Source organism: Cellulosilyticum sp. I15G10I2 (assembly GCF_900095725.1).
GTDB lineage: Bacteria > Bacillota > Clostridia > Lachnospirales > Cellulosilyticaceae > FMMP01.
In genome coordinates this window covers 323814-349585 of record NZ_FMMP01000009.1, presented here as the reverse complement: position 1 = coordinate 349585, position 25772 = coordinate 323814, and the positions used below count along the sequence as shown (strand labels likewise).

Here is a 25772-nt window from a genome sequence, read left to right as displayed (position 1 = left end):
TAGAACGTATTTTAGCATGCGTTCTAGGTTTTTTATTATATCTAAATTATCTTGGTAAATTGTTTCGGTAAACAGCAGGTGTTATACCGATGTGAGCTTTGAATTTTTTTATGAGGTAACCTGCATCGTTGAAGCCTAGCGTATCACTAATCTGATTGACGGTCATATCTGAGGTCTCAAGTAATTCTTTTGACCACTGTATTTTGAGCTTTGAGAGATAAGTTGAAAAATTTTCGCCAGTCGCTTTGCAAAAAATACGACTAAAATAGCTTGGACTGATATGACATAGTTCGGCAGCCTTCTTAAGAGAAATATTTTCACTTTTATGTTGATAAATGTAGTCAAGAGCTGGCTGTAATAAAGGTGAAAGGCTTGTTTGGGGATGAGTCTGTGTTTCGGAGACATAGGCATTAATGAGCGTATTAGAAACTTCCTTCTTTACTTTCTTAATATGTTCAACACTAAATCCGCTGATTTCCTCGGATTTAATACGCGTCTGGCCAGAATAGAGCCTAGCTGTATAACTTTCTAAGCTCAATTGTTTATCGATAGCTTCTTCTACAATGTAATTACATAGATGATAGAGCATCTCGGAAATTGTCTTGATCCGTTCGAGGGATAGAATGGGGATCCTCTCGTATTCAGCCTCTAGGGTTTCTAGTGTATCCTCGATGATCCCACTTTTGGAGGTATGCAATAGTTTTTCTAAAGTGTCTTCTTTATGGGGTGGAAGCTTTACCTGTCCGGCCATAACAGCACCGACATAGGTATCATTGATGATGATGGGGATAGCCACATCAATGATGTTAAAGTGACAGTAATAAATATACGGTTTATTAGCACGGACGGCTTCTAGCCCTCCTCTGGAATCGCACTTTTTACAGAGTGATAATAGAGAAGGGTCATGACGCACATACTTGCAGAAGTCACAGCAGCTGCTGTGATCTGTTACAGGCGTACCTTTATAATCAATTGTAATTAAGCTCATTTTGGTGACTAATGCAAGAGAATCTTGTAAACTTTGCCATTTTTTTAGATCAATAACATGATGAAGTGCAGAATGTACATTTTTCATGAATTGGCCTCCGTTTCAATACGATTTTGTTGATATTAGCTATAAGTAGGAAATGGGGTTACAGGTATGGTGTCAAAATGAATAAATAATGAGTGATAAGGCATGCTGTTGTGTGAAATTATACTATTATATCAAATATAATGCAAGAAATTACGATTCGTGATTGCAATATTTTGCACTCTGGCTCCGATGTAAATAGACTGAATGTGTTTTAAGATATTAATAGGTAAGTTAAATAATGACTTCGAACGGAGTCTAATAAAAATAAATGGGAGGAAGTATCAATATGAGAAAAGCATTTATTAGCCCGGGTAAATATGTACAAGGTGAGGATGAGCTTTATAATCTTGGTTACTTTGTCAGATCTTTCGGAGATTCTGCATTGTTAATTGCGCATCCAGATGATGTTAAGCGTATCAAGGTTCAATTAGATGCAACTGCAGGGCGTTTTGGGATTCAATTCGTTGAGAGTGGATTCAGAGGTGAGTGTTCAACGATTGAAATCAAAAGGCTGCAATCGTTAGCATCTGAAAAAGGGTGTGCCTGCATAATCGGACTTGGCGGCGGAAAAGCTATCGATACAGCTAAATGCGTCGCAGAAGGAGAAGCACTGATTATTGTGCCGACCATTGCAGCAACGGATGCACCAACCAGCCATTCGGCAGTTATCTATACAGAGGAAGGTGCCTTCGAAGACTACGCTTACTTCAAACAGAACCCCCATGTTGTTTTGGTAGATACATCTGTTATTGCAAAAGCACCAGTACGTTTCTTAGTTTCAGGGATGGGTGATGCCCTCTCTACCTATTTTGAAGCACGTGCTACTTCGCAGTCATATTCTAATGTCAATGCAGGACTGCCTTGTGGATACAGAGAAGGACAATGTTCTGAAGCGAAAGGCACTAATACAGCCTTAGCACTTGCAAAACTTTGTTATGAAACACTGCTAAAGGATGGCGAAAAGGCGAAGGTTGCCAATGAACAGAATCAAATTACTTCAGCACTTGAAAATATAATTGAAGCTAATATTCTGCTTTCAGGTCTCGGTTTTGAAAGTGGCGGCTTGGGTGGTGCACATGCGATTCATGATGGTCTGACAATACTCGAAGCGACACACCATTACTACCATGGTGAGAAAGTTGCATTTGGTACGCTCGCACAGCTTGTTCTAGAAAACGCACCGAATGAAACCTTGTATGAAGTTATGGAGTTCTGTCTAAAAGTTGGACTCCCGGTTTGTTTAAAAGACATTGGAGTTGAGACCATTACTGATGAAGAATTAAAAGCAGTTGCGCAGAAAGCATGCATCCCAGAAGAATCGATTCATGCTATGCCTTTCCCAGTAACGGTAAGTGCTGTTGCTGCTGCTATTAAAGTGGCAGATCAGTTGGGCAGCAGTTATAAGAAAAAGATGGAGGCCTAGGGATGAAAAAAATCATTAATAAACCGGAGTCAGTTGTGATGGAAATGTGCAGTGGTATAGCTCTGGCGCATCCAGAACTTGAATTTTTATCCAAGTATAAAATTATTAAAAAGGTAGATATTAACCCGGATAAGGTAACATTGATCAGTGGTGGCGGAAGCGGCCATGAACCAGCACATGCTGGTTTTGTGGGCAGGGGCATGCTCGATGCGGCAGTTTGTGGAGATGTATTTGCATCGCCGTCTCAAATTCAAGTTTATCAGGCTATTAAAGAGACAAAAAGTAATAAAGGGACACTCCTAATCATCAAAAATTACAGTGGTGATGTGATGAATTTCAAAAATGCAGCTTATCTGGCGCAAGAAGATATGATGCAGGTGGATTATATCAAAGTTGAAGATGATATTGCTGTACAGGATAGTTTATATACTGTCGGAAGAAGAGGTGTAGCAGGTACGGTATTCGTCCATAAGGTTGCAGGTGCCGCAGCAGAAAGAGGGTATTCTCTTAATGAGGTTAAACGATTGGCGCAAAAAGCTGCAGATCATGTAAGAAGTATTGGGTTTGCTCTGACATCTTGTACCGTACCAGCTAAAGGCAGCCCGACATTTACAATCGAAGAGGGTGAAATGGAATACGGTGTAGGGATCCATGGGGAACCGGGTATACAAAGAGAAGATGTATCTACAGCAGATGTGCTTGCAGACCGTATGGTCAAAGCGATCTTGAAGGATTTAAAAATAGAAAGTAGCCAAGAGGAAAGAATTGCGCTTCTTATCAACGGGTTCGGTGGTACGCCATTGCAGGAATTATATCTGCTAAATCATGCAGTTATGAAGGTTTTAGCAAATCTTAAGATGAAGGTCGGCAAGGTTATGGTCGGTAACTACATGACAAGTATCGATATGGCAGGTGCATCGGTCTCAATTATGAAGCTTGATGAAGAACTCGAACAACTTCTGGCCGATGAAGTTGAGACGCCGGCACTCAAAATGTCGGGTAATCAAGAAGTAGATTTTTCTATCATTGCAAAGGAATCTGAACAAAATAAAGCCATTTTCCACGTATCAAAAGACACGCTTAGTAATCAGTTTTCACAGGATGTAATCACACTCGAAAATATGATGTTTCTCGTTAAAAAGATGGGAGAGATCATTATTGAAAATGAAATCCCATTCTGTGAACTGGATTCACATGCGGGTGATGGTGACTTTGGTATGAGTGTAGCAAAGGGATTTAAAAGATTAGAGGCAGAGTGGAACGAAATCCAGTCAGAAAAAGCACAGGATATAGGTAGTTTCCTTGAGGCGTGTTCGATGGTTATTATGGAACATTGCGGTGGTGCGTCCGGTCCGATTTGGGGTTCGGCTTTCAGAGCTGCTGGTAAATACGCAGCAGATAAAAAGTCTCTTAGCCTTACAGAGATGGCAGGAATGCTTGAAGCCGTAGTTAAGGGTATTCAGGTAACTGGCGAACGGTCCTTTGGCAGAGGTGCTGATATTGGCGACAAGACGCTGATGGATGCCTTGATTCCTTGCAGTGCATCCTGGAAAAAATGTGCACAAAGTGGAGATACATTGCAGAGTGCTTTTAGACTTGGAGCAGAGGAAGCTGTTGAAGGCGCAAAACGTACGGAGCAGATTGTTGCCAGAATGGGACGAGCTGGAACGGTAGGAGAACGTAGTTTAGGTTACCCAGATGCAGGTGCTCATGCGCTAGGCGTTATTTTTACAAGGATCAATGAAGCTATTATCTGGAGAAGATAGCCTAACTAAGAATAATATTTATTTTTTGTTGGATGTGAACATAATCATTATGCTCACATCCAATTATTAATAAATAATATCTGTATTTACATTAGTATATATAAACTAATTGTGTAAATTGTATTAAATAAGAGAGAGAGAATCTATTTTGATGTTGACATTATACAAAAGATAAGTTATACTAAAGAAGTAATTAGTTAACTGAGATAACCAAAAGAAAAAAACAACAATAAAATAATAAGAATATCAAATGAAATCAATGGTTACATAATAAAATTTTAATGGTTAGATGAGATAATCAAAGAGCATTATAGTTTTATTGTGGTTGATGGGAGAGGTATTTCATTGTTGTTTGAAAGAGGAGGAATAGATTGTCTAAAAAAGGATTAAACCAAAGTGATGTTAAAGTTAAAAACCGAAGCAAAGTTCTAAGAATATTAAGAAGTCAGAGAGATATATGCCGCAAAGATATATCTGATCAAATGGAACTTACTAAAGCGGCTATCTCATCCATTATCTCTGAAATGATGGATGAAAAAATCATTGTCGAAACAGGCAGCCAGGAAACTGGTGTGGTCGGCAGAAAGAAGATACTGTTAGAGCTGAACAAGAATCTTGGTTATGTGCTTGGACTATCTATTTCTGAAACCTATATGACACTTTTGATAACAAATGTTTTGGGTGAAACCGTTGATATTTACTTTCATGAATTTGATGAAAGCTACACCTATGATAATGCAGAACTTATAGATTTCATTATTGAAAAAAGTCTGTATCTCCTGTGGAATAATGGGATAGAAAAAAAAGCGGTTTTTGGAATGGGAATAGGCTATATCGGTGAAATGGAAAACCTAGATATAGCATACATTAAGGCTCAAATCAGTAAGAAGTTGAAGATGACAGTAGTTTCAGATAATAATGTAAAGACACTGGCAATGTGGCAGATGGATTTTAGCCTTAGAGAGACTAGTGAAAATTTTCTGTTTGTTAAGTATGGTCCTGGTTTAGGGATGGTTATTGTTCAAAATGGGAAAATTATTGAAGGCGCCAACCATAAGGCTGGAGAGATTGGTCATACCGTTGTAGACATAGATGCTAATACATCCTGTCGCTGTGGGAGAAAGGGGTGTCTTGAGTCTCTGATTTCAGAAAAGGGAATTATCAAGGACATCGAAAAGCTGGGGGCAGCGTATAGTCATTTGATCATTAACAAGAATCTTTCCATTATCGATTATAAAATCGTCAATGAGCTGCTGGAAAAGAAGAATGAACCGATTACATCGATTTTTGAGAAGCGCTATGATTATTTTGCTAAATCTCTGGCAAACAGCATTATATTGTTTAATCCAGAATATATCTGCATTTACGGATCCATATTCAGCCAGCCTAAGATTTTTGAGATGATTAAGAAAAGAGTGGGTGAATATCTGGGGGTTAATACAAAAGCAGTTATCAAGCTTTCAGATTTGGATCCGAACAATAGTGCCATAGGTCCAGCGGCACTGGCGCTGAGAAAATTGTTCTATGATACAGGGGGAATAGAGAGTGATGGTATAGAAGGATAACACTATTAACTGGGTGGTAAATGGCGCATTTGCCATAATAAATATATAAATAATAAAAGAAAGAAGGTAAATAACATGATAAGATTTTCTAAGGTGGTTTTAGCATCAGCAATGGTAATGTCTCTTATGGTTTCAGCAGTGGGGTGTCAGCAAAAGAGTGACAGCAATGCTGGAGCTGGAGAAGCAAAGTCAAGCACAACTAATTCAGTCACAACTAATGCATCAAAATCAAAAGAAGTTGTGAAAATCATTTGTCCGTACGGTGTTGGGGGAACAGCTGATGCAATTGCTAGAAAGTATGGAAAGGTTGCTGGAGAGTTATTCCCAGAGTATGAATTCGTTGTAGAACAAAAAACTGGTGGGGATGGGTTCGTTGGAGCGGCATACTTTCAAGATATAGATCCAAACAGCAAGGAACTCTTTGTACTTGGATATGGCAATGCTTACAGACATGATATCGGTAAAGAATATGGTACTGAACAGGTTCCTTTTGATCTAAGTAAACTTAAACCGCTAGCGGCGATTGATGATAGAACTTGGATTCTGTATGGCAAGCCTGGAGATACACTTGAAGATATACTAGACAAGGCAAAAGCTGGAACTTTAAAAATGTCTGGTGGTAATCCGCTGTCTGACCCTCATCTAGCGCTTGGTTCTTTGCTGGCTGTTGAAGGTGGCAAGGTTACAGTTGTTGGCTATGATGGCGGGGCTGCACAGAAACAAGGTCTTGTAAGTGGTGAAGTTCACGCATTTATCGGAACCACACAAGCAGGTAAAGAAGAAGTTGAGGCAGGAACGCTGATTCCGATTCTTGCATTTTCTGAAGATAGCTATGAGGGATTAATAGGTCCTAGTGGCGCTATAAGTGTTCCGGGATTAGTTAATAACAGACATGCTGCACTTGATCAAAATAAGGATTATTCAGGATCAGTTCTTCCAGCAGGAGGCTTTGTTGCAGGTCGTACAGGAACAGATCAAGAATGGGCTGATAAAGTTGTTGAGATTACTAAAGCAGTTTGGAATACACCAGAATACAGTGACTGGATTACAGAAATCGGCCTCAATCGTTTTGAAGTTTATGGCGATGATGCGCAAGCTTATATGGACTTAGCAATTGAAAAGGCAATCAATGCGTATAAACTACTTAGCGGTAAGTAATTAAGCGTATACATAATTGATTGTAATACATGCAAGATTAAGAGGGAATTACAAATGCTCTGATACTGTAATTCCCTAAAATTTTAACATTTTTGAGGAGGTTTGGAATGAAAATTCGCACTAATTTAGTCAGCGGAATAATCTTTGGGTTATTCAGTATCCTCTTTATTTTGCTGATCCCTTCACAAGTGGCTGTCCCAGCCTATGATAACGGTGGTCCCAGCCCACGTATTATACCGTATATTGTTTTAGGATCCATATTAATTTGTTCTATCATATTAATTATTCAAAGTCTTGTTTTTAAGAAAGAAAACATTATTGTTTTTGATTTTAAAGTTGAAAAAGCAGCCTTAATAACAGTGGGTGTTATGCTTTTATTTGGATTTGTTATGCTAAAGTTCGGTTTTATTGCAAGTGTAGTAACCGTTTTACCTATTATGCTTTTTGCTCTTGGTGAAAGAAAACCTTTTATTTACGGATTTACGATACTGGGAGGGATAGGTGTTTATTATTTATTTATCAACGTATTCAATATTTCTCTTCCCGCATTTGGAGGTTAAGTTATGGAACATATATTAAATGGTTTGATTGAAGTTATGTCATTATACAATCTTATGGTTATTTTATTATCCCTTCTTTTAGGAATGATTGTTGGATGTATTCCCGGTCTTACAGTAACACTTGGAATCATACTGCTGCTTCCCCTTACCTATTCATTTAGTTCACCATCAACTGCACTCATTGCACTGCTGGCCGTATATGTAGGAGGTATGTATGGAGGATCCATCAGCGCCATTTTGCTAAACACTCCTGGAACCAATTCCGCTATAGCCACTACTTTTGACGGATATCCCCTAGCTAAAAAAGGGAAGGTTAAAAAAGCACTAGACGTATCCTTGTTTGCTTCTGTTGTTGGGGGGATCATAGCAGCTCTCCTTCTATTATTTACATCAGAACCTATTTCGAGGCTGGTATCTAGCTTTACATCAACAGAATATTTTGCACTTGCTATTTTAGGCATTTCATTGATTGCAGGCGTAAGCGGAAAAAACCTTTCAAAAGGAATTATCGGTGGTTTGCTTGGAATATTTATTTCCGTCATTGGGCTTGACAGCGTTACTGGAGTTTCCAGATTTTCCTTTAATACAATGTTATTTTATCAAGGATTAACCATTATGCCGGCCATGATCGCATTTATAGCACTTACACAGGTTATGATTAAATCCCGAGATTTTATTAATACCAAAGGAGACTTAGGGGATATCTCAAAAATTGATAATGAAGGGATTACTAATAAAGAAAGAAAATCTATTATACCTGCAATACTTAGGTCAACCGGAATTGCATCAATAATTGGAACGATGCCAGGGGTATGTGGGGGCGTTGCTCAATTTCTTTGCTATAACGAAGTTAAGCGGGCATCAAAGCATCCGGAAGAGTTTGGAAAAGGCAGCCTAGAAGGAATTGCAGCAGCAGAAGCCAGCAACAATGCCATTGTTGGTACAGCTATGATACCACTTCTTACACTCGGGATCCCTGGTGATGGCGTAACAGCAATCTTACTTGGGGCATTTATCTTACATGGTATTATCCCTGGGCCCACAATGTTTACAAAGCAGGCTACAACAGCCTACGCAATTATATTTGGTATTTTGATTGCTAATATCTTATTATATTTTATCGGATTGATTTTCACAAGACAAGTGGCTAAGATTGTCCAAGTAAGATACAGCTATCTAGGGCCACTGATTATGACGTTTTGTTTTGCAGGCGCTTTTGCGGCAAATGGTTCTCCAAATGAAGTCATCTTAATGATGGGGTTACTAGTTATCAGTTATATTTTAACTAAACTGGATATTTCAGTAATTCCGATTATGTTAGGTATGATCTTGGCACACATTATGGAGCAAAACTTTGTCAACAGTATGATTATTTATAATGGAGATCTTTTGATTTTCTTCAAACGTCCTATCAGCCTTGTTATTCTAATTTTAACAGCTGTCCTTGTTTGGGCCCTTATGAAGGTTAATAGGAAAGTGGATAAAATAAACCAAGATCAAGAGGAAGAAGTTACAACAAAGTGTAAAGTGTAATTGGAAATAAACATGTAAGTAGTGAAAAAGATAAAAATATTAGAAAATTTTCTGGTGAGGTGCATGATGGAACTTGTAAAAAAGGAGAACTCCTTCTCGATTGATAACAATGGTGTGACAGTTATTGAGCATAACGAAAGCTGTCCGTTTATTTACGTAGGAATAGGTAAAGAGTCCATTAAACAACATTATGGTGATTTTAAAATCAAAGACAAAACCATTGAAAAGATTCCCCTAAAACACGTTGAGTTTAGTGGGGATAGCGTAACATTTAGCAACTGTGACTATAAAGTAACATTGCAATTGAAGGTGCAGGGCAATCGTTTGGTTGTTGATAATATTGAAACGGATGATAGAATCAACCGAATGTTTTTTATGTTGAAATCAAGAAAAGAGGAGAGATTCTTCGGTTGTGGCGAACAATTTTCTTATTTAAATCTTAAGGGCCGCAACTTTCCCATTTGGACATCAGAGCCGGGAGTTGGCCGTGACCGGACTTCTTTAATCACCTTCCAGGCAGATCAGATGGGAATAGGCGGCGGCGACTATTATACAACGAATTTCCCACAGCCTACCTTTATTTCAGAAAATAAATATATTTTTCATATGGATACATCATATTACTGTGATTTTGATTTCTCTGAGGACGACACTACACAAATATGTGTGTGGGGAAAACCGAGTTCTATATTTATTGAATCGGCTGTATCTTTTCTTGACATTATGAACATTGTCACAGAGACTTTTGGTACCCAGCCGATGCTTCCGGAGTGGCTGCTTGGCGGCGTAACATTGGGGATGCAGGGCGGAACTGATGTAGTCTATGAAAAGGTACAAAAAGCTAAACAGTACGGCATTTATGTTAATGCTGTATGGTGTCAGGACTGGGTGGGTAAGAAAATTACATCCTTTGGAAAGCGGTTGTTTTGGAAATGGGAAAAGAGTGATGAAGCTTACCCAGAGTTTGAAAAGCTGATCCAGGATTTGAGAAAGGATAATATCCGCTTCCTGGCATACATCAATCCATACCTGCTGAAAGGAACGGATATGTTTGATTATGCCCTGGAACATGAATATTTTATCAAGAATACTAAGGGTGAAGCCTATATTGCTGATTTTGGAGAGTTCTTCTGCGGAACAATGGATTTCACCAATCCTGAAGCAATGGCATGGTATAAGCAAGTTATCAGAAAGAATATGATTGATCTTGGTATCAGCGGCTGGATGGCTGACTTTAGTGAATATATTCCCGTAGATGCGGTGTTTTACAATGGCAAAACAGGACTTGAAATGCATAATCAATATCCTGCCCTGTGGGCAAGGTGCAATTATGAGGCCGTTAAAGAAAGTGGCAAACTAGGTGAAGTTGTTTATTTTATGCGTGCCGGAGGAATTGGCAATGCAAAATACTGCACACTGATGTGGGCGGGCGATCAAAGCGTTGACTTTACCCTACATGACGGTCTGGCATCAACAATACCTGCTGCCATATCATTAGGACTTCTTGGCAACGGACTGACACATTTTGATATTGGAGGATATACTTCACTTTTCGGCAATGTACGTACGGAAGAACTGATGCTCAGACATCTGGAGTATGCTGTATTTACCCCTTATATGAGAACACATGAGGGCAACAGGCCAAGTGAGAATTTTCAATATGATCAAAGTGATCACTGCCTGAAGCAATTTGCAGCTTTTTCACAGTTAAGAAAAGCATTGCAGCCCTATATCAGACATGTAGTGGAAGAAAATGCAACTCAAGGTATCGGTGCGATACGCCCGCTGTTCATGCATTATGATGAAGAGGAATGTCTGGATATAGCCTATGAATATCTGTTTGGAAGAGACTTGCTGGTTGCACCGGTTTATAAAGAAAGTGTCACGGAGTGGGAAGTGTATTTGCCTGAAGATGAGTGGATTCACTTATTCAGTAAAAAAAGTTATGGCGGCGGCACAGTAACGGTGCCGGCAGAGCTAGGCAATGTACCCGTTTTTTATAGAAAAGATTCACCTTTTAAAGCATTGTTTGACGCAATAACAAATAAATAAAGTGAGAGAAGGAGAATAGCGATGAAATACTTTTTAGATAGCGCCAAGTTAGATGAAATTGAATACGCATATGAATATTTAGGAATTGATGGTGTGACGACAAATCCCAAGCATATTAAATTAAGCGGAAAACCGTTTAAAACAGTGATCAAGGAAATGTCCGAGTGGGTTAAAGCTAAAGGAATTGAAGGCAAGGATAAGTTCCCTATTTCTATCGAAATTAATCCTCATCTGGACAAATGGGAGGATATGTATGCTGAAGGCAAGGAATATGCAGCTATATGTGAGAACTTTGTTATTAAGATTCCGTGTACACAACAAGGCGTTATAGCAGCAAGAAAGCTGGAGCTTGAAGGGGTGAGAACGAATCTGACATTGGTATTTTCTACTTCTCAGGCTATTATGCCGGGTAAAATTAACTGCATGTTCGTTTCACCTTTCGTCGGCTGGAAAGAAAACAGTGGGGACGACTGTTCTCAGTATATCAAGGAAATCGTTGATGTCTATAAAACTTATAACTTTAAAACAGAGATTATTGTTGCTGCCCTAAGAAACGGAAAACAGATCAAAGATGCTGCTGTAGCAGGGGCTGATATTGTCACTTGTGGACTTCAGATTTATCAAGACGCTATGGAACATCCGTTTACAACGTATGGCTTGTCTGTATTTAGAAACGCTTGGGACGAAACAACAAAGGAGTAGTGAACATGAAAAACTTTAAAGCATTATACATACCGATAGGGGTACCTACATTTCACAAGGAAAGTATTGATCAGCAGTTTAATTTATCCGTAGAACTAATGCATAAAATAGCCAAGGACATTGAGTGTCCATCGGATCCCTTGTTAACAATCCCTGATCTAATTAAATTCATTGAAGGCAAGCAATGTGATCTGATCATTCTTCAGAATAATGCTTTTGCTAATTCTGAGTATACGGCAGAGATTTTAAGAAGAATGGATGCGGATGTACTTCTTTGGACACTTAAGGAGCCGGTGATTGATGGTGGCCGTCTGAGACTCAATTCGCTAACAGGAGCCTATTCAGCAGGTAACCTTATGCATCATTTGGGAAAAGAAAACTTTGAATACATATGGGGTGCTCCAACGGATTTAGAGGTACAGCAAAAAATCAAAGCGGTTGTAGCAGCATCAAGGCTTAAAAAGGAACTGCGCTCAGTCACATTAGCGTCCATGGGGCATACACCGCAAGGCTTTGGTTTTGGCCGAGGTATTGATGCCGAAATATCACGTTACTTTGGCATGAAGCATGTTGCAGTAGAGGTTAGAGAGCTTATACATAAGGCAAAAAATCTTTCAGATGAGGACTGTGCAGCGTATTTAAAGGAAGCTGAGCGTAAAATGGTGAACCTAAAAGGAACGCCAAAAGAAAATGTAACTGACTTTGTTCGGCTCTATAAAGCCTATTCAGATTTTATTGAAGAAAATAATATTGCGGCTATCTCTTCAAGATGTTGGCCAGATTTCTTTGTAGATTTCGGAACGCCTGTGTGTGCTGTTTTGGGGCTTTTAAATGATAAGGGTGTAGCCGCTTCATGTGAGGCAGATGCCTATGGTGCTATATCGATGTTAATTGGGATGAAGTTATCAAGTGAGAGCGTTTTCTTTGGAGATCCGGTTTCATTAGATAAAAATGAAGATACTGTAACTTTTTGGCATTGCGGAACGGCTGCGTGCAGCTTGGCACATTCAAGTAAAGGCGCGCAAGTTGGTGTTCATCCAAACAGAAAAATAGGGCCTACCATGGAGTTTGGCTGTAAGCCAGCGAAAGAGGCTACTGTTTTTAGAATCGGCAGAAAGCCAGATGGTGCAATACGCTTTTTCGTTGCAACTGGAGAAATATTAGATAAAGAACAGCAATTTTTAGGGACGTCACTGGTATTTAAGAGTGAAACATCATCTATTGATCTTGTAAGTCAAAGTGTAAAAGATGGTTGGGAACCCCATTTCATTGTGGCCTATAAAAATATCAAAGAGGAACTTCTTGTTTTAGGGAAATTTTTAAATGCTGAAATATGCGCATATTAAGGAGGTAAGTAAAATGAGTGTTTTAAAAGAGACGAGTCAAAAGTACAGCACACAATTTTGGAATGATTCCTGTGATCTTAAGGATCTTGAGTATGCCCTAGATAATAATTGTATTGGTGCAACAACCAACCCGATTATTGTAAAAAGTGTGCTGCAGAATAATTTAGAGTTTTATGAAAAGGAAATTCTTAAAATCATTGAGGAAAAACCAACCTTAACGGAAGATGAGATTGCCTGGATCATGATAGAAAAGATGGCCGTGGATGGTGCGAAGAAACTCGAGCCTATCTATAATCCTAAAACAGGAACTGGACGTATTTCGATTCAGACCAACACGAAGTATTGTAAAAGTCCCGACTTAATCCTTAGTCAAGCACTTCACTTTGCAACCCTTGCCCCAAACATACAAATAAAAATCCCAGTAACGTCAGCAGGTGTAAAGGCTATTGAAGAAGCGACCTACCATGGCATATCTATTAATGCCACAGTATGTTTTAGTGTTCCTCAAGCTGTTGCTGTTGCAGAGGCTGTGGAAAGAGGACTAAAGCGCAGAATGGAGGAAGGAAAAGACAATTCAGAAATTACACCAGTGTGTACCATTATGATTGGCAGAACAGATGATTATATTAAAAAAGTGATCAAACCTCAAGATAGACTGATTGACCCTGAAGCTCTTGAGTGGGCAGGTATTGCCTGTGCAAAGAAATATTATACGCTCTATAAAGAAAGAAACTACAAGACTAAGCTCCTGACTGCTGCCTTTAGAAATATTCATCACTGGACAGCTCTTGTGGGTGGAGATCTACTAGCAACCATTCCGCCAGATTTCCAGAAAAAAATTAACGGCAGTAACGTCGACATTAAGGATCAGATCGATATACCTGTTGATTCGAAGTTAATGCAGCAGCTTCTCACAGTACCTGAATTTGTAAAAGCCTACGATGTTGATGGGATGTCGGTTCATGAATTTGATCATTATGGCGCAGTTATTGATACGCTGACACAGTTTTATCAAGGTTATGACGAATTAGTTCAGATTATCAGAAAGTACATATTGAGATAGGTGCGCTATGACAAGACAAGAAGATTTTTTATATAAGGTAGAAGCAATTAGAAATATACTAAGGGAAAAAAACTTTGAAGGTATTGAAATAAAATCTCAGGCTAATTTTAGCTACGTCACTCGGGGAAGAGGCTTTATAGGTCTTGCATCAACTGTAGCCTGCGGCAGTCTTTTTATTACACTTGATCACATTTATTTAGTCAGCGAGAACATTGAAATTATGCGTCTTTATAACGAACAGTTAGACTCAAATCCTTCTGTTTGTGCCATAGGATACCCATGGGATGAACCACAAAAGCGAGAAGAGGTTGTGAGTCAAATTATAGGCGGGTTGAAAATGGCAACAGAAGGGGAGGTAGAGGCAGAACTCTTTAAACTACGGACCATTATGACGCCTTATGATCGTGAGGAATATAAAAAGCTTAGTTATGATACGGCTGTTCTCATTGAGGAAATCTGTAAGAACCTTAAGAAAGGGATCAGCGAATATGAGCTTGCAGGAGAGATTTCAGGTAGGCTCTGGAGCAATAATATTGAACCTATTACTATTTTAATAGCTTTTGACGAAAGGGCACTAAGGTATAGACATCCGGTTATGGCCGGTAATCGACTTGAAAACTATGGGCTTGTGGGAATCTGCGGCAGAAGAAATGGTCTCATTGTATCACTGTCTCGTGATGTACTCCTTGACTATGATGAAGATATGGTAGAAAAACACACAAGATGTGCCATGGTCCATGCGGCATTTTTAAGCGGCCTTAAAATCGGCAATACTGTCGAGAGTGCATTTGGGAAAGGTTTGCTGGAATATCAAAAGCAAGGATATCCTCTTGAGTACAAGGAACATCATCAGGGTGGATTAACTGGTTTTATCCCAAGGGAACTAAGAGCAAACATTGGCTGTACACATTCAGTAAGAAGGGATGAAGCTTATGCCTTTAATCCTACTATTCAAGGTTCAAAATGTGAAGATACAGTGCTTGTAACTGAAAACGGAATTGAAATAATAACATATACAGGCAATTATGCTTATATTACGTGTGATATTGACGGAGAAAAGTTTATGATGCCAACGGTATATGTAGTAAATAAGAGGTGAAAAGATGGAAAAAATGAGCTTTAACTTTCATATGCCCACAAAAGTGGTGTTTGAAGAGGGTGCCGCAGAGAGTCTTGTGAAGCACGTTAAGGGCACCAGTCTGCTGATGATGTGTGATCCGTTTTTTTATAAGAACGGATCGGCCCAAAAGGTAGCAGAGGCAACCCATATTGAAAAAGTTGTATTTTTTAGTGAGATTGAACCCAATCCCTCCTGTCAGACTGTTGATAGGGCAGCAGAAATTGCAAGAAGCAATCATGTGGATGTAGTGATAGGGCTTGGCGGCGGCAGTGCTATGGATGCTTCAAAAATGGCAGCTTGTCTTATTAACAACGAGGGCAGTATTTTTGACTACTATAGTACAGGCGATAAAGTCCTTAAGCCTAGAGATGCCCAGTTGATTTGTATTCCGACAACAGCAGGTACAGGTAGTGAAGTAACTAACATTGGTGTTTACACCAATAAGGAGACAGGGATTAAGATGCCCTTTGCTTCAGAGTATTTCTGGCCGGATATTGCACTTATTGATCCGGAACTGACGCATACTATGCCTTCCCATATAACGGCTTCTACAGGTATGGATGCTTTTACACATGCTATTGAGGCGTACTGGAGCGTCAATTCAAATCCTATTTCAGATGCTTTATCGATCTCAGTTATCAAGACGATTCTTGAGAATATTGAAACAGCATGCAAAGAGCCAACCCATTCTGCTGCACGCAAAAATATGGCCTTTGCCAGTGTTGCTGCAGGTATTTCTTTTAGTCAGACAAAGACCACGGGTATCCATGCAGTAAGTTTTCCGCTAACTACGGATTTTGGCGCAAGTCATGGTTTAGCATGCAGCATAACGCTCCCGGCTTTCATTAAACTTGCATACAATGGACGTAAAGATAAGATGGATGCGCTGTTTGCGATGCTTGGCTATGACTGCGTTGATGCCTTTATTAACCGGGTTGAGGCTATTATGGAAGCTATCAATCTGCCGACACGGTTAAGCGCACTCAATATCAAGGAAAGTGATCTTAAAAAAATCGTGGAAGTTTCTATGAAGGCACCACTCATTCATTTTACACCTGTTAAGGTGGATGAAGACATATTATATGATTTATTAAAATCGATACTATAAGGTGGTAAGGATATGAATAAGTATGAATATTTAGAGGATATAGCCTTAGAAATTAGAAAGCTGACAATAGAAAGTATCGGGAAATTAGGTGTCGGCCATATCGGTGGGTGTCTCTCGATCTGCGATCTGCTTTCTGTACTGTATTTCGATATGATGAATGTTGATCCTAAAAATCCTAAGGACGAAAATCGTGACAGATTTGTTCTTTCAAAAGGTCATGGCGGTCCGGCGCTCTATGCGGCATTAGCACTAAAGGGGTATTTTGATAAATCAATACTGGACACACTCAACCGCCCAAACACTAATTTGCCAAGTCATTGTGATAAAAACCGAACTATAGGGATAGACATGACTACGGGGTCTCTTGGGCAAGGGTTTTCATGTGCTGTTGGTGTGGCCCTTGGGGCAAGAATGTTGAAGAAGAATTATTGGACCTATGTGTGCATCGGTGATGGTGAGTCTCAGGAAGGTCAGATTTGGGAAGCGGCTATGCTTGCAGGGTCTCAGAGGCTAGATAAGCTGATAGCTTTTACAGACTATAACAAAATGCAAATTGATGGGACCATCGAACAAATTAACGGGCTTTATCCACTTCATGATAAGTGGAAATCCTTTGGCTGGCATGTGCAGGTTGTTGACGGCCATGATGTTAAGGCACTGAAAAATGCAATTTTTCTAGCACAAAATATGGCCAGCAGACCTTCTATGATCATTATGGATACGATTAAAGGGAAGGGTGCAAGCTTCTGCGAAAACAAGTTAGTTTCACATAATATGGCCGTTACGGAAGAAATGTGGAAACAGGCGGTTAAAGAATTGGATGAAATGAAGGTGAGACCATGCAGTTAACAGGAAGATGGATGCGTGAAATATTTACGGAATTATTGATTGAGAGGGCAAAAAAAGACGAACGGATTTGTTACATAGAAGCTGATCTCATGTTGGCCAGCGGAACGCATGCTTTTAAAGATAAGTTTCCTGACAGGATGATCAATGTGGGGGTAGCTGAAGCCAACATGATCGGAGTAGCAGCCGGCATATCGACATTAGGGATGATACCCTTTACCCATTCCTTTACCCCTTTTACAACGAGAAGATGCAATGATCAGGTAACATTGTCCGTAAGTTATGCTAAAAACAATGTAAAAATGGTGGGCAGTGATCCAGGGATTACGGCAATGCTTAATGGAGGAACCCATATGAGCATGGAGGATGTTGCCATTATGAGAAATATTCCCGGGATGTGTATCGTTGAGCCCGTAGACGGGGTGCAACTGGCAGGACTTTTTCCGCAGATTGTTGATCATGATAGAGCTGTTTACATTCGTCTGATAAGAAGAGAAGTACCAGTGATCTATCAAGAAGGTGAGACCTTTGAGCTTGGTAAGGCAAAGATCATCAAGTCAGGAAAAGATGTTACCATCATTGCTGCAGGTATTATGGTTTATGAAGCTGTAAAAGCTGAAAAAATGCTGGCTGAGGAAGGAATTGATGCAGGGATTATGGATATGCATACCATCAAGCCGCTGGATACAGATGCTATTTTGCAGGAAGCCAAGAAAACAGGGGCCGTGGTAAGCGCTGAAAATCATTCCATTATCAATGGCCTTGGCAGTGCTGTAGCGGAATGCCTGTCTCAAAACTATCCGGTTCCTATGAAAATAGTAGGTGTAAAGGACCATTTTGGGGAAGTGGGTATGCAGGACTTTCTTGCCCAGAAATACGGCCTTACTGCAGAAGAAATTGTTAAAAACTGTAGGGAAGTCTTAAAAATGAAGGAGAGATAAAATGAAAAAAGTCTTAATTGGATCAGACAAATCAGGATTCTTTTTAAAGGAATATATTAAGAGTGATTTAATGAGTAAAGGCTACGACGTAACTGATTGTGGCACATTAGACGTGGAAGCCCCACTTCCTTTTTATAATGTGGCACCTATAGCAGCCAAGAAGATACAAGATAAGGAATTTGAAAGGGCGATTCTGTGCTGCGGGACAGGAATGGGTATGGCGATCGTTGCCAATAAGTTTGAAGGTGTTTATGCTGCAGTGGTTGAGAGTGTTTATGCGGCTGAGAAATGCAGAGCCATTAATGATGCCAATGTTCTTACAATGGGCGGATGGGTTGTTGGCGAAATAATGGGAGCTGAAATGGCAAATAAGTTTATGGAAACCGAGTTCACACAAGGCCTGGAGGAATGGCGACAGGATTTCTTAAAAAAAGCAAGAGATGAAGTGAAGGGAATTGAGCAGGCTAGTTTTGGAAGCTCTAAGCTCTGATAGACATTGGAGGTAATAACATGGAAAGAAAAGTATCAAAACTAGGATTACTGACAATTTCTTTAGGCGGTATGATTGGCTGGGGCGCATTTATGCAGCCAGGATTAAAATTTTTGCCGGAGGCCGGATTTTTAAATACGGTAATCGGAATGTTTATTGGACTGATTATGGTATCCACTATAGCATCCTGCTATGGTATCATTCTCAATAAATCTCCGAATTCAACAGGGGGTGAATACTCTTACAGCAAGCTAGCGTTTAATCAGAAGCACTCTTTTGTCGTAGGATGGTTTCTGCTGATTGTATTTATCGGCATCGCGGCACTCAATGCAACTTCCTTTTCCCTGATTTTTAAGAATGTTCTTTTTCCGAATGCTGATTTTATTACGCTTTATACTGTTGCTGGGTCACCGGTTACATTAGGCGAAGCCTTGATAAGTGTCGTCGTTGTACTTGTATTCGCCTGGTTTATGATAAGAGGCGTACAGGCAGTCGTTAAGGTTCAAAACATTGTAACTGTACTTCTTATTATCATAGTGTTTTCAATCTTTTTTCTTGCACTTAATAAGGTAGATAGTGTGAATTCGCCGCTTGCAGCCTATTCAGACCCACAAACTATCGATCTCGGCGGTATTATCAGTATTCTAGTCATCACGCCTTGGGCTTACTATGGTGTTTCTAATATCCCTAAATTAGCAAGTGATGCAAAACTACCCTATAAACAGGTCATCTTCATTACAGTTTTATCTTTGATTTGTGGATATTTTGTTTATCAAATGCTTTTGGTGCTGACAGCTTCAATGTTTTCTAGGGGTGATCTAGTGGGTTATACGGGCTGGGCCACTGGAGATGCTATTAAGCAGTTGTTTGGAAATACAGGATTGATGTTTATAACTTTTGGTCTAGCCTTTGCCATATTCTCTGGTGTCAATAGCTTTTATATGGGAGCTGCGAGGGTGATGTCCAGTATGAGTGAAGACGGGCTGCTTTCAAAAAAGTTCTCAATGAGCCATCAAAAATACGGCACACCTTATCAAGCCATCCTTTTTATATTAGTCATTATTATTGCTGCACCATTTTTTGGCCGTCAGGTATTGAAATGGATTGTGGATATGGCTGCTTTGGGAGGTGCAATTGTTTTCTTCTATACCGCACTTACTGCCTATAGGATAAGTAGCGGCATCGAAAAGATTGTTGGCTTGGCTGCAACAATTTTTAGCAGTATTTTTATTTTGTTGCTGGTTATTCCTGGATCACCAGGTTTCCTGTCGATGCAATCCATCATTGTACTGATTCTTTGGTCAATTTTAGGTAGCGTGTTTTATCATATTGGTACAAAAAAAGTTATCGAGGAAAGCAGCAATTAGGCTTGTGCTGAGGGTTTATCTATGAAGAGGTATTTAATGCGTATACAGATATTGCATATGAAAAGAAATAGAATATATGAAGCAACCCTAGAACGTATTTTAGCCTGCGTTCTAGGTTTTTTATATTAATGCCTATAACTATTACTAGGGCTGCGTATTTGTAGCTGATAATTGAAAGTGAGAGGAGACAGAAGATGAAAAAAGAGATAGTAAAAAAGAAAAGGAGCATTAAGGCAAGACTAGTTATTGTTTTTTCAGTACTCATAGTTATGATATCAATAGCTCTAGGACTTTTGGCACTACAAAATGCAAGTTATGCTATCCAAAAAGAAGCAGAAAAAGGAATGCAGGCACTCGTTAATCAAGGCGCTTATTTAGCTGAAAGCAGACTAAGAATCAGAAAAGATGCGCTTGGGATGATAGCAGGTATGCAGGGTATTGAAAGTATGGACTGGAAAGTTCAACAGCCTGAGCTGCAAGCGCAAGTAGAAAGAACAGATTTCTTAGCACTTGCTATTGTATATCCTGATGGAACAGCTTACTACAATGATGGAGCAACTAAAAATCTAGGAGACAGGGAATACGTTAAAAGGGCATTTGCAGGAGACAATAATGTATCTGATATAATGGTCAGTTCAGTTACCAATGAATTGGTGCAGATGTACGCTGCGCCGATTCAACAAGAAGGTAAAGTAGTTGGTGTTTTAATAGGAAGAACAGAGGGAAATTCTTTAAGTAATATTTGTGATACAATAAAATTTGGCAAAAAGGGATACAGCTATATTATTAATGATCAAGGCACTGTAGTTGGGCATCCTAATAGAGACCAGGTATTTAATCAGTTTAATGCCATCGAGGAAGCAAAAGAAAAAAAAGAACTGCAATCTCTGGGGGCATTAACAAGTCAAATGATTCAAGAAAAAAGTGGTATCGGAGCCTATAAATTTAATGGCAAAAGTTTATATGCAAGCTATGCCCCAATTCAAAATACCAATTGGATTTTGGCAGTTACTGCAGATAAAGAAGAGATACTAGAGCTCCTCCCAAAGCTTCAAATGGCTATTTTGCACATCACACTTGTTATCTTACTCATTAGTATAGCGCTTACATACTCTATAGGAAACTCTATTGCAAAGCCTCTTACTCAGATCACTATGCATGCTAAGAATATTGCAGAGTTAGATATTACTAAGAATGTGCCTGATAAACTTCTTAAGAGTAAAGATGAGATTGGCAGTCTTGCGCAGTCACTGCAAAGCATTACAAAAAGCCTTCGGGAGATTATTGGAGAGATCAGTCATTCTTCAGAGCAAGTAGCAGCTTCTTCGGAGCAGATGAGCGCAACTTCTGAGGAGTCAGCCCATGCAGCAGAGCAGGTGTCAAAGGCAGTAGAGGAAATTGCAAAAGGAGCTTCTAATCAAGCTGAAAATACAGAACAAGGCGCTGAGAAGGCGATAGAACTCGGCAAGGTTATAGAAGTCGATGCAGCCTATTTAAAAGATCTTAATAAGGCTTCACAAAAAGTCAATAAAACGGTTGATGAAGGATTAAAAGAGATCGAAAAGCTGGCTCAAATTTCTGAGGAAAGCCAAAAAGCTACCCAAAAGGTGCAGCAAGGGATCATTAAAACCAATGCAAGTGTAGACAAGATAGGACAAGCAAGTACGGTTATTGGATTTATAGCAGATCAAACCAATCTTTTAGCACTTAATGCAGCGATAGAAGCTGCAAGAGCTGGAGAAGCGGGGCGTGGTTTTGCAGTGGTAGCAGAAGAAATCAGAAAGCTTGCAGAGCAGTCTAGCACTTCTACTCATACTATTAACGAGGTGGTAAAAGAACTCCAGATGAACTCTCAAGCTTCAGTTGAAATTATGAAAAATGTTGCAGCAATCTTAAACGAGCAGCAGCAAAGCGTAGGAGAAAGCAAAAACAATTACATGAACATCGCTAAAGCAATAGAGACTGCAGAGCAGGCAGCTTGTAATTTAAATGTTTCAGGAGAAAAGATGAATAAGATGAAAGATGAAATTTTATCCTTGTTGCAAAGCCTCTCAGCCATTGCAGAAGAAAACTCTGTTTCAACAGAAGAAGTATCAGCAGCTATGGAGGAGCAGACTGCTTCTATGAAAGAGATATCAGATGCTAGTGAAGGGTTATCTCAACTAGCTCAAAATCTTCAAGAAGTTATTGGAAAATTTAAGTTATAACAAGTTTTTAGCTCCACATGCAGCTTCTTCCACTAAAATAATTTTCTACTGCCCTTTATCAAAGTGTTTCTGCAAGCAGCTGCAGAAGCGTTTCCAGGGTGAACATGCCATAACCTTGGTTTGGATTAGGATACTGAAGTATTTGAATTTGAATAAGCACATTGAGTATAAGTCTATTCATAACAACTGTATTAGGTATTTGGTTCGGGGCTTCTTCTATATATTTTTGATAAACTGCTGCTACTGCGCCAGCCATAATACTTGCAGCGGGTACAGTGCCGGTTACACCTATCCATTCTCTCGATGTACAAGGGGCTAAAATACCCTTGCCATACGTTACAAGCATAGGTATAATATTTGAACTTTGGGGATCGCCGCGCCCTGACATGCTAAGTACAGTCTGCGTATTAAAATCATAACCTCCTACGCTCATGACATAGGGAATAGCCGCCGTCGACCCCATAGTTGTGAGTGCATTATTAGGATTAAATCTAACATAGGGATTAAGTTCTTCTTGAGACATCCACATTTGTATTCTGCTAGTTGCTCCCATATTTACGTCTAATTCCATACGCCACGTTCCAACGCTTGGGTTCTCTAGTCTAAATAACGTTCGGATGCTTCCGTTTAAAAAGCTAATGTTTGATCCTGAAGAATAAATGGTTGTAAGCCCTGACATACTAATCCCAGACTGCCCTAAATCGATAAAATCGCTTGTGCCTGGAGCATACAAGTTCATGCTTCGTATAGTGCCTCCGAGCTGATAGACCGCCACCAGCACATTTTGGTTAGGCTGCTCAACCTCTAGATTCACAATCCTTAAGCCTTCTTGCTCACCTTGAATTTCAAAATGGTGACGTTTGTTTGCCTCGTCACCTGTTGGGACAATGATGGTCAAGCCAACGCGCTTGGTTAAACGGGATAATTCCTGCTGCGTATAAAGAGCAGCATCATGGGAATCAAGGTTGCCATTAAAAGGGAAAATGAGTGATAAAGGTCTTCCTTGATTAAGAGCATAGTTTCCAAGTTGAAGTAAGCCTATAAGAGCGTCAAACATCGTAATGGCTGTTGGACTTGGCATTCCCCCATAGACACGTTGGAGATTCTCTGATACAGGTCGTATTCTAGCTATCAAAAATTCTGCTTGTGGAGCAACTCCTCTATATCCCAGGGATTCATTCCACCCTCCAGAAATCGCTGCCATAGCTGTACTCATGCTTTCGCCTTCGGGCAGTCTGATTATTTCACCAGGGTTTTCACTTGCTAAAGCTGCATTTATTTGTTCAGAAGTATAAACGTTCCCTTCTGTAGTTCTGACTTGTTCCCATAATCTCCGTGGGTTATACTTGCCACGAAGCGCCCCAATGCTTGCGTAGACGACTAGGGGCTTATTACATTTTTTTGATAAGTCGGATAGGAATTTTATACATCTTATAATCCCTAGAGTATCTGTTTTATTATTTTCATTAAAGCAGCTTATGCAGTATTTTTTATGATTAGGCATAAGATGAGGATGAATGTAGGTGACTGGCTTCATCGTATTGGTATTTATACTATAGTAGTGAGTTATTTGAGGATTTGTTTGTCTGTGACCAATAAAAGCTAAAATAATATCATTTTCTTCTGTAAAAATAGAGTCTAGTGTACTGCCTTGTTCTTTTAGCTGAATTATTGAATTTTCTTCAATACCTTTTATTAAGTTATTTAGCCGATTTAAATGTCTTTTATTGACCTCTATATATGCAAAGCCTTGTCCGAATGTTTCAATTCGAGAGCTGTATTGTAGCAAGCTCACCTTTTTTTGTTTATCATATTCTACAATAAGTTTCACAAATCCTCCTACTTAAGTTATAGATAGAGATATAATCACCTACTATATTTATGCTAAAAGTAGTCTATTTATTATGTTTAGCTCAAAATATTTACCTAAAAGTTGACAGCTGGAATTGGAGAAGAAATCAACTAAGCAAATAACATCAATTTATCATTTATTTTAAACAAATTTAATCAAGAGGGGTTTTTTGGAATATTCTATAATATAACTGTATCATTAATTTATTAAGGAGGCAGTTATAATGGAATTAAAATTGATAGGTAAAGTTAATACTCACCAGGGCTTTAGAATTGATATTGAAGGAGAGTATAAAGAAGCACTGACAGAAGTGGAAGGGTTTGGTTACTTAGTTGTCCTATGGTGGGCTGATCAGGTGGATAATCCTGATTTGCGTAGAACTACAACAGTAGAAAAGCCCTATAAGACAGGACCAGACACCCTAGGCATATTTGCAACGAGATCACCAGTTCGGCCTAATCCAATTTGTATGAGCATTATTGATGTTAAAAGTATTGATTATGACGGCGGAATTATATATACTTCGTATATAGATGCAGAGGATGGCACACCAGTCCTTGATATCAAGCCGTATTATCCATGTTCTGATGTAGTAAGAGATGCAAAAATGCCGGAGTGGTGTCAAGGCTTACCAAACTGTATTCAAGAATCTGAAAGTTTTGATTGGAGTAATTACTTTAACTTCTAAGAGGAAAATCTAATATGAATAATAGAGAGCTTATTTTATCATCTATTCAAATAATTGAAAATAACCTTAGATCCAAAATATCTGTTTTAGACATATCTCAAGAACTAGGGTTTTCTTTCTATTACTATTGTAGGTTATTTAGGTCTATTACAGGTTACTCACCAAAAGCCTATATGCTGGCTAGAAAAATTGCTGAATCCATTCCGGAACTTATTGAAACAGATATACGGATTATTGATTTAGCACTTAAATTCGGCTTTGGAAGTTCAGAAGCTTATACAAGAGCTTTTTACAAAATTATTAATAAAAATCCCTCGGAAGTGCGTAAAGAGGGCACTATTAATAGACAATTGCTACGCCATCCGATAACTGATAATGAGCTGAAAAAGTTTGAGCATGCTTTAGATAAAGCACCAGAAGTGGTGTCTTTAGATGAAATAAAGCTGGTGGGAATCCCATTTTACTACGACTTATCAATGGGAAATGATTTGATGGAACATTGGGCGCTGTTAATGCAAAACCTTTCTGCTATTCCAAATGTGAAAAATCCCCTAGAATTTTATCAGTTGCAGTTTTGGTTTCCAAATCAAGATAATGATAGTATCTATTTTTATGTTGCAGTTGCAGTTGATACACTCGAATCAATCCCTATTCAACTCACGGCCAAGACTATTCCCGCCCAAGCTTATTTTAAGTTTAGACATAAAGGATTAGCTAATCAGGTTGGACATACTTATCGCTATATTTATGAAGAATGGCTCCCGGAAACTGACTATAAATTACCAGGTCATTTTAATTTTGAATACTATGGAGATGAGCATTTGGGACCGTATAATCCAGACTCTATTAGCGAGATTTATATCCCCATTGACAATAAATAAATCAAAAAGAAACAAAGTAATTAGATGTT

The 25772-nt window shown here is 39.2% G+C and carries 21 protein-coding genes; 19 read left to right on the top strand and 2 right to left on the bottom strand.

The features are described from left to right. Window positions 1-46: 46 nt before the first annotated feature. Window positions 47-1075 carry a PocR ligand-binding domain-containing protein gene (locus BN3326_RS10195; RefSeq protein ID WP_069999084.1) on the bottom strand — a complete coding sequence of 343 codons (1029 nt, stop codon included), beginning with the start codon at window positions 1073-1075 and terminating at the stop codon, window positions 47-49. A gap of 286 nt (window positions 1076-1361) precedes the next feature. On the opposite strand from BN3326_RS10195, the gene BN3326_RS10190 reads away from it, so the two are divergent. The 17 genes from BN3326_RS10190 (at window position 1362) to BN3326_RS10110 (ending at window position 22322) form a co-directional block, all read left to right on the top strand. After that, window positions 1362-2498 carry a glycerol dehydrogenase gene (locus BN3326_RS10190; protein WP_069999083.1) on the top strand — a complete coding sequence of 379 codons (1137 nt, stop codon included), beginning with the start codon at window positions 1362-1364 and terminating at the stop codon, window positions 2496-2498. Window positions 2499-2500: 2 nt separating this feature from the next. After that, the gene (gene dhaK, locus BN3326_RS10185) at window positions 2501-4264 is read left to right on the top strand and encodes a dihydroxyacetone kinase subunit DhaK (RefSeq protein WP_069999082.1); all 1764 of its coding nucleotides are present in this window, start codon (window positions 2501-2503) and stop codon (window positions 4262-4264) included. Between the two features lie 371 nt (window positions 4265-4635). After that, window positions 4636-5829 (top strand): ROK family protein, encoded by a 1194-nt coding sequence (locus BN3326_RS10180; RefSeq protein WP_069999081.1) that lies wholly within the window; start codon window positions 4636-4638, stop codon window positions 5827-5829. A gap of 75 nt (window positions 5830-5904) precedes the next feature. Then, window positions 5905-6987, top strand: coding sequence for a type 2 periplasmic-binding domain-containing protein (locus BN3326_RS10175; RefSeq protein WP_069999080.1), 1083 nt, complete (start codon window positions 5905-5907; stop codon window positions 6985-6987). Window positions 6988-7094: 107 nt separating this feature from the next. Beyond that, a complete protein-coding gene (locus BN3326_RS10170; RefSeq protein ID WP_069999079.1) occupies window positions 7095-7547 on the top strand; it encodes a tripartite tricarboxylate transporter TctB family protein in 453 nt (150 codons plus the stop codon). A 3-nt stretch (window positions 7548-7550) separates the two neighbouring features. Then, window positions 7551-9080, top strand: coding sequence for a tripartite tricarboxylate transporter permease (locus BN3326_RS10165; protein ID WP_069999078.1), 1530 nt, complete (start codon window positions 7551-7553; stop codon window positions 9078-9080). Between the two features lie 63 nt (window positions 9081-9143). Next, window positions 9144-11132: an alpha-glucosidase gene (locus tag BN3326_RS10160; RefSeq protein ID WP_330389712.1), complete on the top strand. Its 1989-nt coding sequence runs from the start codon at window positions 9144-9146 to the stop codon at window positions 11130-11132. 21 nt (window positions 11133-11153) lie between these two features. Beyond that, window positions 11154-11834 carry a transaldolase family protein gene (locus BN3326_RS10155; RefSeq protein WP_069999076.1) on the top strand — a complete coding sequence of 227 codons (681 nt, stop codon included), beginning with the start codon at window positions 11154-11156 and terminating at the stop codon, window positions 11832-11834. Between the two features lie 5 nt (window positions 11835-11839). Beyond that, complete coding sequence (locus tag BN3326_RS10150) at window positions 11840-13180, top strand: fucose isomerase (protein ID WP_069999075.1); 1341 nt, start codon at window positions 11840-11842, stop codon at window positions 13178-13180. A gap of 13 nt (window positions 13181-13193) precedes the next feature. Then, window positions 13194-14243 (top strand): transaldolase family protein, encoded by a 1050-nt coding sequence (locus BN3326_RS10145; RefSeq protein ID WP_069999074.1) that lies wholly within the window; start codon window positions 13194-13196, stop codon window positions 14241-14243. 7 nt (window positions 14244-14250) lie between these two features. Then, window positions 14251-15342, top strand: a complete 1092-nt coding sequence (locus BN3326_RS10140) for a M24 family metallopeptidase (RefSeq protein ID WP_069999073.1) — start codon at window positions 14251-14253, stop codon at window positions 15340-15342. Window positions 15343-15346: 4 nt separating this feature from the next. After that, the gene (locus BN3326_RS10135) at window positions 15347-16471 is read left to right on the top strand and encodes an iron-containing alcohol dehydrogenase family protein (protein ID WP_069999072.1); all 1125 of its coding nucleotides are present in this window, start codon (window positions 15347-15349) and stop codon (window positions 16469-16471) included. A gap of 12 nt (window positions 16472-16483) precedes the next feature. Beyond that, on the top strand, window positions 16484-17320 hold the full coding sequence (locus tag BN3326_RS10130) for a transketolase (protein ID WP_069999071.1): 837 nt from the start codon (window positions 16484-16486) through the stop codon (window positions 17318-17320). After that, a complete protein-coding gene (locus tag BN3326_RS10125) occupies window positions 17311-18258 on the top strand; it encodes a transketolase family protein (protein ID WP_069999070.1) in 948 nt (315 codons plus the stop codon). Before BN3326_RS10130 ends, BN3326_RS10125 begins: the two co-directional genes overlap by 10 nt. A gap of 1 nt (window position 18259) precedes the next feature. Next, window positions 18260-18748, top strand: coding sequence for an RpiB/LacA/LacB family sugar-phosphate isomerase (locus BN3326_RS10120; protein WP_069999069.1), 489 nt, complete (start codon window positions 18260-18262; stop codon window positions 18746-18748). Between the two features lie 20 nt (window positions 18749-18768). After that, window positions 18769-20115 carry an APC family permease gene (locus BN3326_RS10115; RefSeq protein ID WP_069999068.1) on the top strand — a complete coding sequence of 449 codons (1347 nt, stop codon included), beginning with the start codon at window positions 18769-18771 and terminating at the stop codon, window positions 20113-20115. Window positions 20116-20309: 194 nt separating this feature from the next. Next, window positions 20310-22322, top strand: a complete 2013-nt coding sequence (locus tag BN3326_RS10110; RefSeq protein ID WP_069999067.1) for a methyl-accepting chemotaxis protein — start codon at window positions 20310-20312, stop codon at window positions 22320-22322. 58 nt (window positions 22323-22380) lie between these two features. On the opposite strand, the gene BN3326_RS10105 is transcribed toward BN3326_RS10110, so the two are convergent. Continuing rightward, window positions 22381-24153 (bottom strand): S8/S53 family peptidase, encoded by a 1773-nt coding sequence (locus BN3326_RS10105; protein WP_069999066.1) that lies wholly within the window; start codon window positions 24151-24153, stop codon window positions 22381-22383. A 244-nt stretch (window positions 24154-24397) separates the two neighbouring features. Here BN3326_RS10105 and BN3326_RS10100 point away from each other — a divergent pair, with 244 nt between their 5' ends. Together BN3326_RS10100 and BN3326_RS10095 are read left to right on the top strand one after the other, a co-directional pair. Beyond that, window positions 24398-24862 carry an SAM-dependent methyltransferase gene (locus BN3326_RS10100; RefSeq protein ID WP_069999065.1) on the top strand — a complete coding sequence of 155 codons (465 nt, stop codon included), beginning with the start codon at window positions 24398-24400 and terminating at the stop codon, window positions 24860-24862. Between the two features lie 14 nt (window positions 24863-24876). Further along, on the top strand, window positions 24877-25743 hold the full coding sequence (locus BN3326_RS10095) for an AraC family transcriptional regulator (RefSeq protein ID WP_069999064.1): 867 nt from the start codon (window positions 24877-24879) through the stop codon (window positions 25741-25743). Window positions 25744-25772 lie beyond the last annotated feature (29 nt).